Here is a 13,135-nt window from a genome sequence, read left to right on the forward strand (position 1 = left end):
GCACGGCTCCTCGGGATGTGAGGTGGCGCGCCCACGTCACAGTCCGGTGCGCTGTCCCGTCGTACCGGTGAGTGCGGATACGACCGAGGGAGACGGCGACACATGAGCACACAGTCCGGGCCTGCCGACGGCCCGCTCGATCCGGGCCTGAGCGCGATCACCAGCGAGCGGCGTCAGCTGATCAATCTCGGGTACCGGCTCCTCGGCTCGCTGGCCGACGCCGAGGACGTCGTGCAGGAGACGTACGTGCGCTGGTACGCCATGTCCGCGGAGCAGCGGGACGCCATCGACTCCCCGGGCGCCTGGCTGACGAAGGTCGCCGGCCGTATCTGCCTGGACCTGCTGCGCTCGGCACGGGTGAGGCGGGAACGCTATGTGGGCGCGTGGATCCCGGAGCCGCTGCCCGACCGGACGGAGTGGATCAGCGGGCGGCCGGGCGGCGGCGCCGTCGACCCGGCCGACCGCGTCACCCTCGACGAGTCGGTCAACATGGCCTTCCTCGTCGTGCTGGAAGCGATGACCCCGGCCGAGCGCGTCGCGTTCATCCTGCACGACGTCTTCCGCTATCCCTTCGCCGAAGTGGCCGAGATCGTCGGCCGCAGCCCGGCGGCATGCCGCCAGCTGGCCTCGTCGGCCCGCCGACGCATGCGTGCCTCGCAGGCTCCCGTGGCTGCCGGGACTCACGCTGCCCCGCGCGCCGACGTCGTCAGGGACTTCAAGCGGGCCTGGGAAGCCCAGGACATCGACGCGCTCATCGGCCTCCTCGACCCCGACGTCACGGCGATCGCGGACGGCGGCGGCCTCGCCCAGGCCGCGCTGCTCCCCGTCGACGGCGGTGAGCAGGTCGCGCGCTACCTCGTCGACCTCTCCGCCCGGGCGGTCGGCATGACCGTCCTGGAGCGTACGGTCAACGGCCAGCCCGGAGTCGTCGTCCAGCAGGACGGCGTCACCGTGGCGGTGCTGGCCCTCGACGTCGTGGGCGACCGGATCCACCGCATCTGGGCCGTCCGGAACCCGGAGAAGCTCCGGCCCTGGACGGCCCCGGGAGGCGGGCCTACCTGGTGAGTTCGGACGGTTCGTCCAGCCGCGTCAGCTTCCGCGGGTTGCGCACCACGTAGATCCGGGTGATCCGCCCGTTCTCGACCGAGAGGCTCACCGCGGACGGCTCGCCGTCGAACGTGAGCCGTCCCGCGGGGGCGCCGTTGAGCCACACGTCCGTCGCCTCGAACCCGGCCACCACCCGGCTCGCGCGCGCGAGCAGCGGCGCGACGAGCCCGGCGCCGTGGACCGGGGCCGGCGCGGCGGCCACGAACCCGCCACCGTCGGCGATCATGACCACGTCCGGCGCCATGACCTCCATCAGCTCCTGAAGATGCCCGGTGCGCAGCGCGGCCAGGAACCGCTCCACCACCGCCCGCTGTTCCGACCGGCTCACCTGCACCCGCGGGCGCCGGGCCGCCACATGCTCGCGGGCCCGGCGGGCGATCTGTCGCACCGCGGCCGCCGACTTCCCGACGGCCTCGGCGATCTCGCCGTACGGCAGGTCGAAGACCTCGCGCAGCACGAAGACCGCCCGCTCGGTCGGGGCGAGCGTTTCGAGCACGGTCAGTACCGCGATCGAGACGTTCTCCGCCAGTTCGACGTCCTCGGCGACATCGGGGCTGGTCAGCAGGGGTTCCGGCAGCCACTGGCCCACGTAGTCCTCGCGGCTGCGCGACAGGGCCCGCAGCCGGTTGAGCGCCTGCCGGGTGACCGTCCGGACCAGGTAGCCCCGCGGGTCACGCACCTGCGCCCGATCGACGCCGGCCCACCGCAGCCAGGACTCCTGCAGCACGTCCTCCGCGTCGGCCGCCGACCCGAGCATCTCGTAGGCGACCGTGAACAGCAGGCTGCGATGGGCGACGAACGGGTCCTCGGTCATGCGCCGGACGCCGCGCCGGGGTCGGCGGGCCGCGCGGCCAGGGGAATCGCGCACGCGTCGGAGTAGCCCTGCGACGTGATCCCGTGCGCCGTGTTGCTCCTGGTCGCGAAGTTGGCGAAGGCGATGAACACGGTCAGCTCGACCAGCGCCGCCGGGCCGAGCCGGTCGAGCAGGCTCGCGGACAGCTCGTCGGTGACGGTCGTCGGCGTGTTCGTCATGGCCTCGGCGTACTCCATCACGTCCCGCTCCAGCGGGGTGAACACGTCCGACTCCCGCCAGCGCGGCACCTGGCTCGCCTTGGCCAGGTCCAGGTTCTGGTTCTGCGCCTGGAAGTAGCCGATGTCGAGGCACCAGCTGCAGCCGACCTGTGCCGAGACGGCCATGTGCGCGAACGACTTGAGGCTCGCGTCGGCCGCGTTCCAGGCAGCGACCCTGGCCGAGAAATCCATGGTGGCCAGGGCGACGTCGGGGTTGTTGAACACCACCTCGACGGGCTCGGGCACGGCACCGAGCTGCTTGGTCAGGTTCTCCTTCAGCTCGGGGTCGAGCTCCGCCTTCGGAATGCGTGGCGTCATGGTGTCCTCCTCGGACTTCTGCCTGCCGGGCAGTTCAGCTGCCGGGCTGTCGGGCCGTTCGACATGAAGACACCGCCGGACCCGCGCATGTGACACCCGCCGAGTTGATGATCCGGACCGCCGTAGAGCTTCGTACCCCTGCGGGAATTTCCGATTTCGGGCAGGCGAAGGCCACTTGTGCCGCTCGTCGGCCCGTAGGCTGCCGGTCATGTGCGGAATCGTGGGATACGTAGGGTCGCAGTCGGCGCTCGAGGTCGTGATGGCCGGGCTGAAGCGGCTGGAGTACCGGGGTTACGACTCGGCGGGCGTCGCCGTGCTGGCGGACGGCGGGCTGGCCGCCGGGAAGAAGGCCGGGAAGCTCGTCAACCTGGAGAAGGAACTGGTCGACCGGCCGCTTCCGGCGGGCTCGACGGGCATCGGCCACACGCGCTGGGCCACCCACGGCGGCCCGACGGACGCGAACGCGCACCCGCATCTCGACAACGCCGGCCGGGTGGCGGTCGTCCACAACGGCATCATCGAGAACTTCGCCCTGCTGCGGGCCGAGCTGGCCGAGCGGGGACACGAGCTGTCGTCCGAGACGGACACCGAGGTGGTCGCGCACCTGCTGGCCGAGGAGTTCTCGGCGTGCGCCGATCTCGCCGAGGCCATGCGGCTGGTGTGCCGGCGCCTGGAGGGCGCGTTCACACTGGTCGCGGTGCACGCCGACGAGCCCGACGTGGTCGTCGGCGCGCGCCGGAACTCCCCGCTCGTGGTGGGCGTGGGGGAGGGCGAGGCGTTCCTGGCCTCCGACGTCGCCGCGTTCATCGCCCACACCCGCTCGGCGATCGAGCTCGGCCAGGACCAGGTGGTGGAGCTGCGCCGGGACGGCGTGAAGGTGACGGGCTTCGACGGCCGCGAGGCGGACGTGCGCTCCTACCACGTCGACTGGGACGCCTCGGCCGCCGAGAAGGGCGGCTACGACTACTTCATGCTCAAGGAGATCGCCGAGCAGCCGAAGGCGGTCGCCGACACGCTCCTGGGCCGAATCGACGCGGCCGGTTCACTGACCCTGGACGAGGTGCGGATCTCGCCGTCCGAGCTGCGCGAGGTGGACAAGGTCGTCATCGTCGCGTGCGGTACGGCCTTCCACGCCGGCCTGATCGCCAAGTACGCCATCGAGCACTGGACCCGGATCCCGTGCGAGGTGGAACTGGCCAGCGAGTTCCGCTACCGGGACCCGATCCTGGACGGCCGCTCCCTGGTGATCGCCATCTCCCAGTCCGGCGAGACCATGGACACCCTGATGGCGCTCCGGCACGCGCGGGAGCAGGGCTCGAAGGTCCTGGCCATCTGCAACACCAACGGTTCGACGATCCCCCGCGAGTCGGACGCCGTGCTGTACACGCACGCCGGGCCCGAGGTGGCCGTCGCCTCCACCAAGGCGTTCCTGACGCAGCTGGTGGCGTGCTACCTGGTGGCCCTGTACCTGGGCCAGGTGCGGGGCACCAAGTGGGGCGACGAGATCCGTGCCGTGATCCGGGACCTGTCGCAGATCTCGGGCGAGGTCGAGCGCGTGCTGGAGACGATGGAGCCGGTACGGTCCCTCGCCCGGTCCCTGGCCGGCAAGAACACGGTGCTGTTCCTGGGCCGGCACGTGGGCTATCCGGTCGCCCTCGAAGGGGCCCTCAAGCTCAAGGAGCTCGCCTACATGCACGCCGAGGGCTTCGCGGCGGGCGAGTTGAAGCACGGTCCGATCGCGCTGATCGAGGAGGACGTGCCGGTGGTGGTCGTCGTTCCGTCGCCGCGCGGCCGGTCCGTCCTGCACGACAAGATCGTGTCCAACATGCAGGAGATCCGGGCACGGGGTGCGCGGACGATCGTGATCGCGGAGGAGGGGGACGAGGCGGTGGTCCCGTACGCCGACCACCTGATCCGGATCCCGGCCACGCCGACGCTGCTGCAGCCGATGGTGGCGACGGTGCCGCTGCAGGTGTTCGCCTGCGAGCTGGCCACCGCCCGCGGCAACGAGGTGGACCAGCCCCGGAACCTGGCCAAGTCGGTGACGGTGGAGTAGCGGGCGTTCCCCGGTCAGCCGCGGTCACGCTTGGCGTAGCGGTACGCCCTGCGGGTGTAGGCGATCGCCAGGGCGGCCGGCAGGATCGCGCGGGTCAGGTGCGTCCACGCCGAGTGGGCCGAGCGCGTCCGAGGGCAGCTTGGCGGCGCCGAGGTCGGGTGTGTCGTACCGCTTGGGCAACTTGCTGCGCACCGAGTCCAGTTCGGCCTGCTCGATGCGGCCCGCGCGCAGCCCGGCGAGCGTGTCGACGAAGGCGCCGACCACTGCGTCCTGCTTCTCGGGCAGCGCGTCGGCGTACGCGGTGAGGGTGGCGAAGTCGGCGTCGCCCCTTAGCAGGGAGCCGTGACGCGAGGAGGCTCGGTTTCTGGGGCGTTCTTGAGGGCTTCGGCCCTGGCTCGGTCCTGTGCCGACCTGAGGGGGTGGCAGCCGTCGGCGAGAGGCGGAACATCCGGTCACCGGGGAGCCGAGCCCGCGGTCGCCGGACGGATCGTAGAGTGCACGGATGAGCATCATCGGGGTCGGAATCGACGTAGCCGAGATCGACCGGTTCCGGGCGTCGCTGGACCGGACGCCTGGGCTGGCCGATCGGCTTTTCGTCGAGAGTGAGTTGTTGCTGCCGAGCGGGGAGCGGCGGGGCATCGCGTCGCTCGCGGCGCGGTTCGCCGCCAAGGAGGCGCTGGCCAAGGCGCTGGGTGCGCCGCCCGGGCTGCACTGGACCGACGCCGAGGTGTTCGTCGAGGACAGCGGGCAGCCCCGGCTGCGGGTGAAGGGCACCGTGGCCGCGCGGGCCGCGGAACTCGGGGTGCGGTCCTGGCACGTGTCGCTCAGCCATGACGCGGGGATCGCGTCGGCCGTGGTGGTCGCCGAGGGGTGACGCTCCCGGGTGTGGCGGCAGGGGTTTCCGGGGCAGACTCGATGCCATGCGTACTGCGTACAGCGTGGAGACGGTGAGGGCGGCCGAGCGGGAGCTGATGGCGCGGCTTCCGGAGGGTGCGCTGATGCAGCGGGCCGCCGCGGGGCTGGCCGCTGCCTGTGCGGACCTGCTCGGGCGGGTCTACGGCAGCCGGGTGGTGCTGCTCGTCGGCAGCGGGGACAACGGCGGCGACGCGCTGTACGCCGGGGCGCGGCTGGCGCGGCGGGGGGCCGGGGTCACGGCCGTACTGCTGGCGCGGCCCGAGCGGACCCACTCCGGGGGGCTCGCGGCGTTGCTCCGGGCGGGTGGACGGGTGACTGCCGACGGCGCCGCCGAGGAGGCCGTCGAGCGGGCCGACCTCGTCGTGGACGGCATCGTCGGGATCGGGGGCAAGGGCGGACTGCGGCCGGACGCGCAGGCGCTGGCGGTTGCCGTCGAGCGCTCGCGGGCCGTCGTCGTCGCCGTGGACCTGCCGAGCGGGGTCGAGGCGGACACGGGAGAGGTGCGGGGGGCGGCGCTGCGGGCCGACCTCACCGTCACCTTCGGGACGCACAAGCCGGGGCTGCTGGTCGACCCCGCGCGGGAGTACGCCGGGTCGGTGCGGCTCGTCGACATCGGGCTCGAACTGCCGCCGGACGCCGAGCTGGAGGCGTTGCAGCACGCGGACGTGGCGCGGCTGTTGCCGCTGCCGGCCGCGGAGAGCGACAAGTACCGGCGGGGCGTGGTCGGGATCGCGGCGGGGTCCGCGCGCTATCCGGGGGCCGCCGTGCTGGCCGTGTCCGGGGCGCTGCGGGGCGGGGCGGGGGCCGTGCGGTACGTCGGGCCCGCGGCACAGGCGGTCATCGCCCGTTTCCCGGAGACCCTCGTGTCCGACCAGGGTCCTGCCAAGGCCGGCCGGGTGCAGGCCTGGGTGGTCGGGCCGGGTGCCGGGGACGACGCGGCGACCGTGGCGGAGGTGCTGTCCACCGAGGTGCCGGTGCTGCTCGACGCCGACGGGCTGCGGCTGGCCGAGCGGAACGCCGTGCGCGGACGTACGGCACCGACGCTGATGACTCCGCATGCCGGGGAGGCGGCGGCGTTGCTCGGGGTGCCGCGGGAGGAGGTCGAGGGGGCCCGGCTGGCCTCGGCGCGGGAGCTGGCCGCGGTGTACCGGGCGACCGTGCTGCTGAAGGGGTCCACCACGTTGGTGGCGGACTCCGGCGGCGGAGCGGTGCGGGTGAACGCCACGGGGACGGGGTGGCTGGCCACGGCCGGGAGCGGGGACGTGCTGTCGGGGCTGGCCGGGTCGCTGCTGGCAGCGGGGCTGTCCGCGTCGGACGCGGGGAGTGTGGCGGCGTATCTCCATGGCCTGGCGGGCCGTTTCGCCGCCGACGGGGCACCGGCCGGGGCCCACGACGTCGCGGACAGGATCCCGGAGGCGTGGCGGGATGTGCGCGGGTGAGCCGTGGCCGGCCGGGAGGCGGCTTCGCCCACCCGCGCCGGGCGGGGCACCGGACGGTGGCTGTCGGCCAGCGGCCGAGGGACCGTCACTCAGCCCTTCAGATAGGCCAGTACCGCCAGCACCCGCCGATTGTCCTGCGGTGACTGCTCCATCCCCAGCTTGGCGAAGATCGACGCGATGTGCTTGGCCACCGCGCTCTCGCTGATGTGGAGGGTGCCGGCGACGGCCGTGTTGGAGCGGCCCTCGGCCATGAGGGCGAGGACCTCGTGCTCGCGGGGGGTCAGCGAGTCCGTGCGGCCCCGTTTCTCGCTGCGCGTCAGGAGCTTGGCGATGACCTGGGGGTCCATCACCGTGCCGCCGGCGGCGACCGTGTGCAGGGCGTCGACGAACTGCGCCGTGTGGGTGACGCGGTCCTTGAGGAGATAGCCGACGGCGCCCTCGCCGGAGGCGAGGAGTTCATGGGCGTAGAGCTGGTCGACGTACTGGGAGAGGATCAGGACCGGCAGCCGCGGTCGGGTGCGGCGGGCCTCCAGGGCCGCCTTCAGGCCCTCGTCCGTGTGGGTCGGCGGCAGCCGGATGTCGATCACCGCGACGTCCAGGTCCGTCTCACGCAGCGCCCGTACCAGCGCGGGCCCGTTGTCCACCGAGGCCACGACCTCGCAGCCGTGCTCGCGCAGGGTGCGGGTCAGGCCGTCGCGGAGGAGGAAGAGGTCTTCGGCGAGGACGACGCGCACGGGATCTCCAGGGTCGCGGTGGTCGGGCCGCCCGGCGGGCTGTGCAGGGCGAGCGTGCCGTCGAAGGTATCCAACCGGCGCCGTACGCCGGTCAGTCCGGTTCCGGCCGACGGGTCGGCACCGCCGTGGCCGTCGTCGGTCACCGTCACCCGTAGCTGCGTGCCGTCGTGGCCGAGGGCGATGTCGACCCGGCGCGCGTCCGCGTGCTTGGCCGCGTTCGTGAGGAGTTCGGACACCGCGAAGTAGGCCGCCGACTCGACGGGCGCGGGAAGACGTTCCGGGGGCAGGTGCACGTCCACGTCGACGTCCAGGTGGCTGTCCAGGGCCAGGGAGCGGACCGCGTCGCCGAGGCCCCGGTCCGCCAGGACCGGGGGATGGATGCCGTGGACCAGGTCGCGCAGGTCCTGCAACGCCCGTGCGGACAGGGCGCGGACGTCCATGAGGAGGGTGCGCGCGGTCCCGGGGTCGGTGTCCAGCAGCCGGGTCGCCTCGCCCAGGGTGAGGCCCAGGGCCACCAGGCGCGCCTGGGCGCCGTCGTGCAGGTCCCGTTCGATACGGGTGAGTTCGGCCGCGTGCACGTCCAGCGCGGCGGCCCGGGTGTCCGTCAGCCGGCTCACGCGGCGGGCCAGTTCGGTGGTGCGCGGGGCGGCGAGGAGGCGTCGGGTGAGACGGGCGTGCAGGCCCGCCATGACCGGCGCCAGGCGCAGGCCCGTCACGATGAGGGCCAGACCGAGGAGCAGGGCCATCAGCATGGTGGCCGTGGAGGTGACCGGTACGAACGCGTACCAGTTGCCGTCGCCCAGCAGGCGCCAGACGAAGGGCTGGACCAGCGCGCCGAACACCCCGTACTCGACCAGCGCGAGCGGAACCGCCGCCAGCACCCCGCCCGTCCACGGCTCGAGCCAGGCCCAGCGCAGGTCGTGCCAGAAGCCGTCGTCCCCGAGGATCGCGGCGCTGCTGCGGCGGGCCGACGTGCCGCGGGGGAGGGGGTCGGGAGCGCTGAGGGGACGGCCGGTCCAGCGGGCCGCGCGGGCCCGGTACGTGTCGGACACGCGGCGCAGCAGCCCGGCGGCCGCGGGCAGCACCCGGAAGCCGATGCCGAGCGGCAGCAGCGTCAGCGCCGCGCCGGCCGACAGCGCGGCCCCGACCACGAGAAAACCGGCCAGCCCGGTCAACTGGCACCGCCAGAGAGCGACCCAGTCCGCGCGCCGCAAACCCCGCACCCCACGCCCCCTCACCCCACGGCCGCCGGGATCGTAACCTCCCGCCCGCGCCACACCCATGGCACCGCCGCCACCGCGCAGGCCAGCCCGAACAGGACCATCGGCAGCGCCCTGCCCGTCTCCTCGTCCATGAACAGCAGCATTCCGAGGTTGACCAGGGCGTGGAAGCCGCCCGCGAGAAGCAGGCGCCGCAGTCCCCCGGCCTCCTCCAGGGCCAGACCCAGGACGACGGACATGGCGATCGTGGCGAGCAGGAAGCCCGCCGCGTAGGCCGGGCTCTGAGCCAGCGCCTGGACGTGCCACAGGCCCCACACCGCTCCGACCGCGACCGACGCGGCGAGCGGGCCCAAGCGGGTGCGCAGCAGGGGCTGCAGGAAGCAGCGCCAGCCGATCTCCTCGCCGCAGGCGCCGACCAGTTGGGCGAGGGCGATGAGGAGGAAGGGATGGTGCAGGCCGCGTGGGTCGGTGGCGTGGGCGGCGCCGGTGAGGAGGGCGTACGGGCCCGCCGAGAGGAGGATGATCAGGAGGGGTGTGGCGAGCAACTGCCGCCAGGGGGAGACCGGATGCCCCGCGGAACCGGCGAGCAGCTCGCGTGTCCGGGACGGCCACAGCAGAGCCGCCAGGGCCACGCCCAGCGCAGGGCCGAACTGGGTCAGCTGGACGACCTCCGTGGGAATCCCGGTGGCCGGCTGCACGGCTCCCAGCGCCCAGGCCGCCAGGAAGGCGACCACCAGATGGACCCCTGCCGGGACCTTCCACCGCTGTCTCGTGTGTCTCGTCTGTGTCGTTCGTGTCGTCTGCATGACCTCGACGATGCCGGGGCGGTGACGTGCGCGGACTGAACCTGCCTGCCGAACCGGGGTGTACCCAGGTGCACCCCCGGGTGACCCGTCCGCGCGGCATCCGGGACCGGCCGGGGCCGCGCGTTCGGCTGATCGCATGATCAGCGGACGAATCACCCATGGAGACGTCGCGGTGCTGCCCGCCATCGCGAGCCCGGCAAGCCCGGCAAGTCCGGCAAGGCGGAGGAGGCCGGGGAGCGGGGGCGCCGGCCCGGTACCCGATGCTGCACCGGGAGCCCGCACGGGCCTCTGAGACACTGGGGGCGCCATGAGTGAGACTGCAGCTGTGCCGACCGCGCCCCTGCGCGCCCGGGCCGAGATCGATCTGGCCGCCCTGCGCGCCAATGTGCGGGCCCTGCGTGCCCGGGCGAAGGGCGCTGCCCTGATGGCCGTCGTCAAGTCCGACGCCTACGGCCACGGGGCCGTGCCGTGCGCCCGCGCGGCCGTCGAGGCGGGGGCCGCCTGGCTCGGCACGGCCACGCCCGAGGAGGCACTCGCCCTGCGCGCCGCCGGCCTGGACACGCGTGTCCTGTGCTGGCTGTGGGTGCCCGGCGGGCCCTGGCGGCAGGCCGTCGAGGCCGACATCGACGTCTCGCTCAGCGGGATGTGGGCGCTGCGGGAGGTGACGGAGGCCGCCCGGCAGGCGGGACGGCCCGCGCGGGTGCAGCTGAAGGCCGACACCGGGCTCGGCCGCAACGGCTGCCAGCCCGCCGACTGGCCCGAACTGGTCCGCGAGGCCCTGCGCGCCGAGCGCGAGGGGCTGGTCCGGGTGACCGGTCTGTGGTCCCACTTCGCGTGCGCCGACGAACCCGGGCACCCGTCCATCGCCGCCCAGCTCGCCCTGTTCCGGGAGATGGTGGCGTACGCCGAGGAGCAGGGCGTGCGCCCCGAGGTGCGGCACCTCGCCAACTCCCCGGCCACGCTGACCCTTCCGGAGACCCACTTCGACCTGGTCCGTCCGGGTATCGCCATGTACGGCGTCTCGCCCAGCCCGGAGATCGGCGCCCCGGCCGACTTCGGCCTGCGGCCGGTGATGACGCTGAGCGCGTCGCTGGCGCTGGTCAAGCACGTGCCCGGCGGGCACGGCGTCAGTTACGGCCACCACTACGTCACCGCCGGCGAGACCACCCTCGGTCTCGTCCCCGTCGGCTACGCGGACGGCATTCCCCGGCACGCCTCCGGCACCGGTCCGGTGCTGGTCGACGGCAAGTGGCGGACCGTCGCCGGACGGGTCGCGATGGACCAGTTCGTGGTCGACCTCGGCGGGGACGAGCCCCCGGTGGGCGCGGAGGCGGTGCTGTTCGGGCCCGGCGACCGGGGCGAGCCGACCGCCGAGGACTGGGCGCAGGCCTGCGGCACGATCGCGTACGAAATCGTCACGCGGATCGGAACGCGCGTTCCTCGCGTCTATGTGAACGGGGAAGAAGAGGGGTAGCCCCTTCTGGGACGGGCGCCGCGCGCCCGGTTGCTCCTGTCACGACCGGCACCACGCACCACACCCGCACCACAGCCACACCGGCATCACCTGTTTTCATTCACCCAGCGAACTGCAGTACGGCGAAGAGGAGCGGTACGTGAGCGAGAGCAGTGCGGAGGCCGTGGCGGACATCGTCGCCTCGGCGGCCGCCGCCTCCGCCGCGGAGGCGGCCGGCAGCTGGCGCAGGGCGACCGGCATCGCCGGTGCCGCGATAGGCGTGCTCGCCGCGGGCGCGGCCGCCGGTGTCGCCATCGAGCGGATGACCGTGGGCCGCGGGATGCGGCGCAAGGCACGGCTGGCGCTGGACTCGGCGGGCCCCTACGGCGCCCTGCGCGGCACCCCGGGCAGGGCGTACGCCGACGACGGCACCGAGCTGTACTACGAGGTCGACGACGTCGAACCCGACCCCGGCCCGAACGTCTCCCCGCGCCGCCGCCGGCTCTTCGGCCGCAAGGCGCCCGCCCCGGTCACCGTCGTCTTCAGCCACGGCTACTGCCTCAACCAGGACTCCTGGCACTTCCAGCGCGCGGCCCTGCGCGGGGTCGTGCGCACCGTGCACTGGGACCAGCGCAGCCACGGGCGGTCCGGGCGGGGCGTCGTCCAGACCCAGGACGGTGTGGCCGTCGCCATCGAGCAGCTCGGCCGCGATCTGAAGGCGGTCCTGGACGCGGCCGTGCCGAACGGGCCGATCGTGCTGGTCGGCCACTCCATGGGCGGGATGACGATCATGGCGCTGGCCGACCAGTTCCCGGAGCTGATCCGGGACCGGGTGGTCGCCACCGCCTTCGTCGGCACGTCGTCCGGGCGGCTCGGCGAGGTCAACTTCGGGCTGCCCCTGGCCGGCGTCAACGCGGTGCGCCGGATCCTCCCCGGAGTGCTGAAGGCGCTCGGCCAGCAGGCGGAGCTGGTGGAGAAGGGCCGCCGGGCCACCGCCGACCTGTTCGCCGGGATCATCAAGCGGTACTCGTTCGCGACCCGGGACGTCGACCCGGCCGTCGAGCGGTTCGCCGAGCGGATGATCGAGTCCACGCCGATCGACGTGGTCGCCGAGTTCTACCCGGCCTTCACCGACCACGACAAGACCGAGGCGCTCGGCTGCTTCCGGGACTTCCCGGTGCTGGTACTGGCCGGAGTGCGGGACCTGGTCACGCCCAGCGAGCACAGCGAGGCCATCGCCGACCTGCTGCCGGAGGCCGAGCTGGTGCTCGTGCCGGACGCCGGGCACCTGGTCATGCTGGAACACCCGGAAGTGGTCACCGACCGGCTCGCCGACCTGCTCACCCGCGCGGGTGCCGTGCCCGCAGGAGCTACCGTAAGTGGCTATGGAAGCACCAGCAGCACCGCACAACCCCGCTGAGACCCGGCTGACCATCACCTCCCCCGAGCAGATGCGGGAGCTGGGCCGCCGGCTGGCCAAGCTGCTGCGCGCGGGCGACCTGGTGATGCTCACCGGGGAGCTGGGCGCGGGCAAGACGACGCTGACCCGAGGGCTCGGCGAGGGGCTGGGGGTCCGTGGCGCGGTCACCTCGCCGACCTTCGTGATCGCCCGGGTGCACCCCTCCCTCGGCGACGGCCCGCCGCTCGTCCACGTCGACGCCTACCGGCTCGGCGGCGGCCTCGACGAGATGGAGGACCTGGACCTCGACGTCTCGCTGACCGACTCGGTGATCGTCGTGGAGTGGGGCGAGGGCAAGGTCGAGGACCTGACCGAGGACCGGTTGCAGGTCGTCATCCACCGGGCCGTCGGTGACACCACGGACGAGGTACGGCACGTGACGCTGAGCGGGCTCGGCCGGCGCTGGGCCGAGGCCGGTCTGGACGCGCTCGACGCCTGATCCGCCGCATTTTCCGACAAGCCGTCGGCAACGTGTTGCGCCGGATGTCCCGGGCGTGGTCACATGGTAGCCAGCCCGTGGTTAGGTGTGCCTAACTACGCCCCGCCCCCGCACGTCA

The 13,135-nt window shown here is 73.3% G+C and carries 13 protein-coding genes; 7 read left to right on the forward strand and 6 right to left on the reverse strand.

Annotated features, from left to right (window positions below; genetic code table 11):
* Positions 1-102: 102 nt before the first annotated feature.
* On the forward strand, positions 103-1,065 hold the full coding sequence (sigJ, locus tag FB157_RS14060) for an RNA polymerase sigma factor SigJ (RefSeq protein ID WP_145879499.1): 963 nt from the start codon (positions 103-105) through the stop codon (positions 1,063-1,065).
* Here the strand turns inward: sigJ and FB157_RS14065 are convergent.
* Both FB157_RS14065 and FB157_RS14070 read right to left on the reverse strand, forming a co-directional pair.
* On the reverse strand, positions 1,055-1,921 hold the full coding sequence (locus FB157_RS14065; RefSeq protein WP_145879501.1) for an RNA polymerase sigma-70 factor: 867 nt from the start codon (positions 1,919-1,921) through the stop codon (positions 1,055-1,057). The two genes, sigJ and FB157_RS14065, sit on opposite strands and share 11 nt — an antisense overlap.
* On the reverse strand, positions 1,918-2,496 hold the full coding sequence (locus tag FB157_RS14070; RefSeq protein WP_145879504.1) for a carboxymuconolactone decarboxylase family protein: 579 nt from the start codon (positions 2,494-2,496) through the stop codon (positions 1,918-1,920). The genes FB157_RS14065 and FB157_RS14070 overlap by 4 nt, the downstream gene beginning before the upstream one ends.
* Positions 2,497-2,704: 208 nt before the next feature.
* Here FB157_RS14070 and glmS point away from each other — a divergent pair, with 208 nt between their 5' ends.
* Positions 2,705-4,552 (forward strand): glutamine--fructose-6-phosphate transaminase (isomerizing), encoded by a 1,848-nt coding sequence (glmS, locus tag FB157_RS14075; protein WP_145879506.1) that lies wholly within the window; start codon positions 2,705-2,707, stop codon positions 4,550-4,552.
* A gap of 24 nt (positions 4,553-4,576) precedes the next feature.
* On the opposite strand, the gene FB157_RS49640 is transcribed toward glmS, so the two are convergent.
* Complete coding sequence (locus FB157_RS49640) at positions 4,577-5,065, reverse strand: hypothetical protein (protein ID WP_398946662.1); 489 nt, start codon at positions 5,063-5,065, stop codon at positions 4,577-4,579.
* Between FB157_RS49640 and FB157_RS14085 the strand changes: the two genes are divergently transcribed.
* Together FB157_RS14085 and FB157_RS14090 are read left to right on the forward strand one after the other, a co-directional pair.
* Positions 5,055-5,426, forward strand: a complete 372-nt coding sequence (locus FB157_RS14085) for a holo-ACP synthase (protein ID WP_145879508.1) — start codon at positions 5,055-5,057, stop codon at positions 5,424-5,426. The two genes, FB157_RS49640 and FB157_RS14085, sit on opposite strands and share 11 nt — an antisense overlap.
* A gap of 46 nt (positions 5,427-5,472) precedes the next feature.
* A complete protein-coding gene (locus tag FB157_RS14090) occupies positions 5,473-6,906 on the forward strand; it encodes an NAD(P)H-hydrate dehydratase (protein WP_186581500.1) in 1,434 nt (477 codons plus the stop codon).
* Positions 6,907-6,995: 89 nt separating this feature from the next.
* Here the strand turns inward: FB157_RS14090 and FB157_RS14095 are convergent, their stop codons facing one another.
* From FB157_RS14095 to FB157_RS14105, 3 genes are read right to left on the reverse strand one after another with little or no spacing between them, the layout of a single operon-like run.
* A complete protein-coding gene (locus FB157_RS14095) occupies positions 6,996-7,640 on the reverse strand; it encodes a response regulator transcription factor (RefSeq protein ID WP_145879509.1) in 645 nt (214 codons plus the stop codon).
* On the reverse strand, positions 7,592-8,854 hold the full coding sequence (locus FB157_RS14100; RefSeq protein WP_261386310.1) for a sensor histidine kinase: 1,263 nt from the start codon (positions 8,852-8,854) through the stop codon (positions 7,592-7,594). Before FB157_RS14100 ends, FB157_RS14095 begins: the two co-directional genes overlap by 49 nt.
* Before the next feature lie 20 nt (positions 8,855-8,874).
* Positions 8,875-9,666 (reverse strand): CPBP family intramembrane glutamic endopeptidase, encoded by a 792-nt coding sequence (locus FB157_RS14105; protein ID WP_145879512.1) that lies wholly within the window; start codon positions 9,664-9,666, stop codon positions 8,875-8,877.
* Positions 9,667-9,973: 307 nt separating this feature from the next.
* On the opposite strand from FB157_RS14105, the gene alr reads away from it, so the two are divergent.
* The 3 genes from alr (at position 9,974) to tsaE (ending at position 13,017) form a co-directional block, all read left to right on the forward strand.
* Positions 9,974-11,140: an alanine racemase gene (gene alr / locus FB157_RS14110; RefSeq protein WP_145879514.1), complete on the forward strand. Its 1,167-nt coding sequence runs from the start codon at positions 9,974-9,976 to the stop codon at positions 11,138-11,140.
* A 139-nt stretch (positions 11,141-11,279) separates the two neighbouring features.
* Positions 11,280-12,539 (forward strand): alpha/beta fold hydrolase, encoded by a 1,260-nt coding sequence (locus FB157_RS14115; RefSeq protein WP_145879516.1) that lies wholly within the window; start codon positions 11,280-11,282, stop codon positions 12,537-12,539.
* Positions 12,505-13,017, forward strand: coding sequence for a tRNA (adenosine(37)-N6)-threonylcarbamoyltransferase complex ATPase subunit type 1 TsaE (gene tsaE / locus FB157_RS14120; protein WP_145879518.1), 513 nt, complete (start codon positions 12,505-12,507; stop codon positions 13,015-13,017). Before FB157_RS14115 ends, tsaE begins: the two co-directional genes overlap by 35 nt.
* The last annotated feature ends 118 nt before the right edge of the window (positions 13,018-13,135 follow it).

This window comes from Streptomyces sp. BK340 (genome assembly GCF_007827595.1).
Taxonomy (GTDB): domain Bacteria; phylum Actinomycetota; class Actinomycetes; order Streptomycetales; family Streptomycetaceae; genus Streptomyces.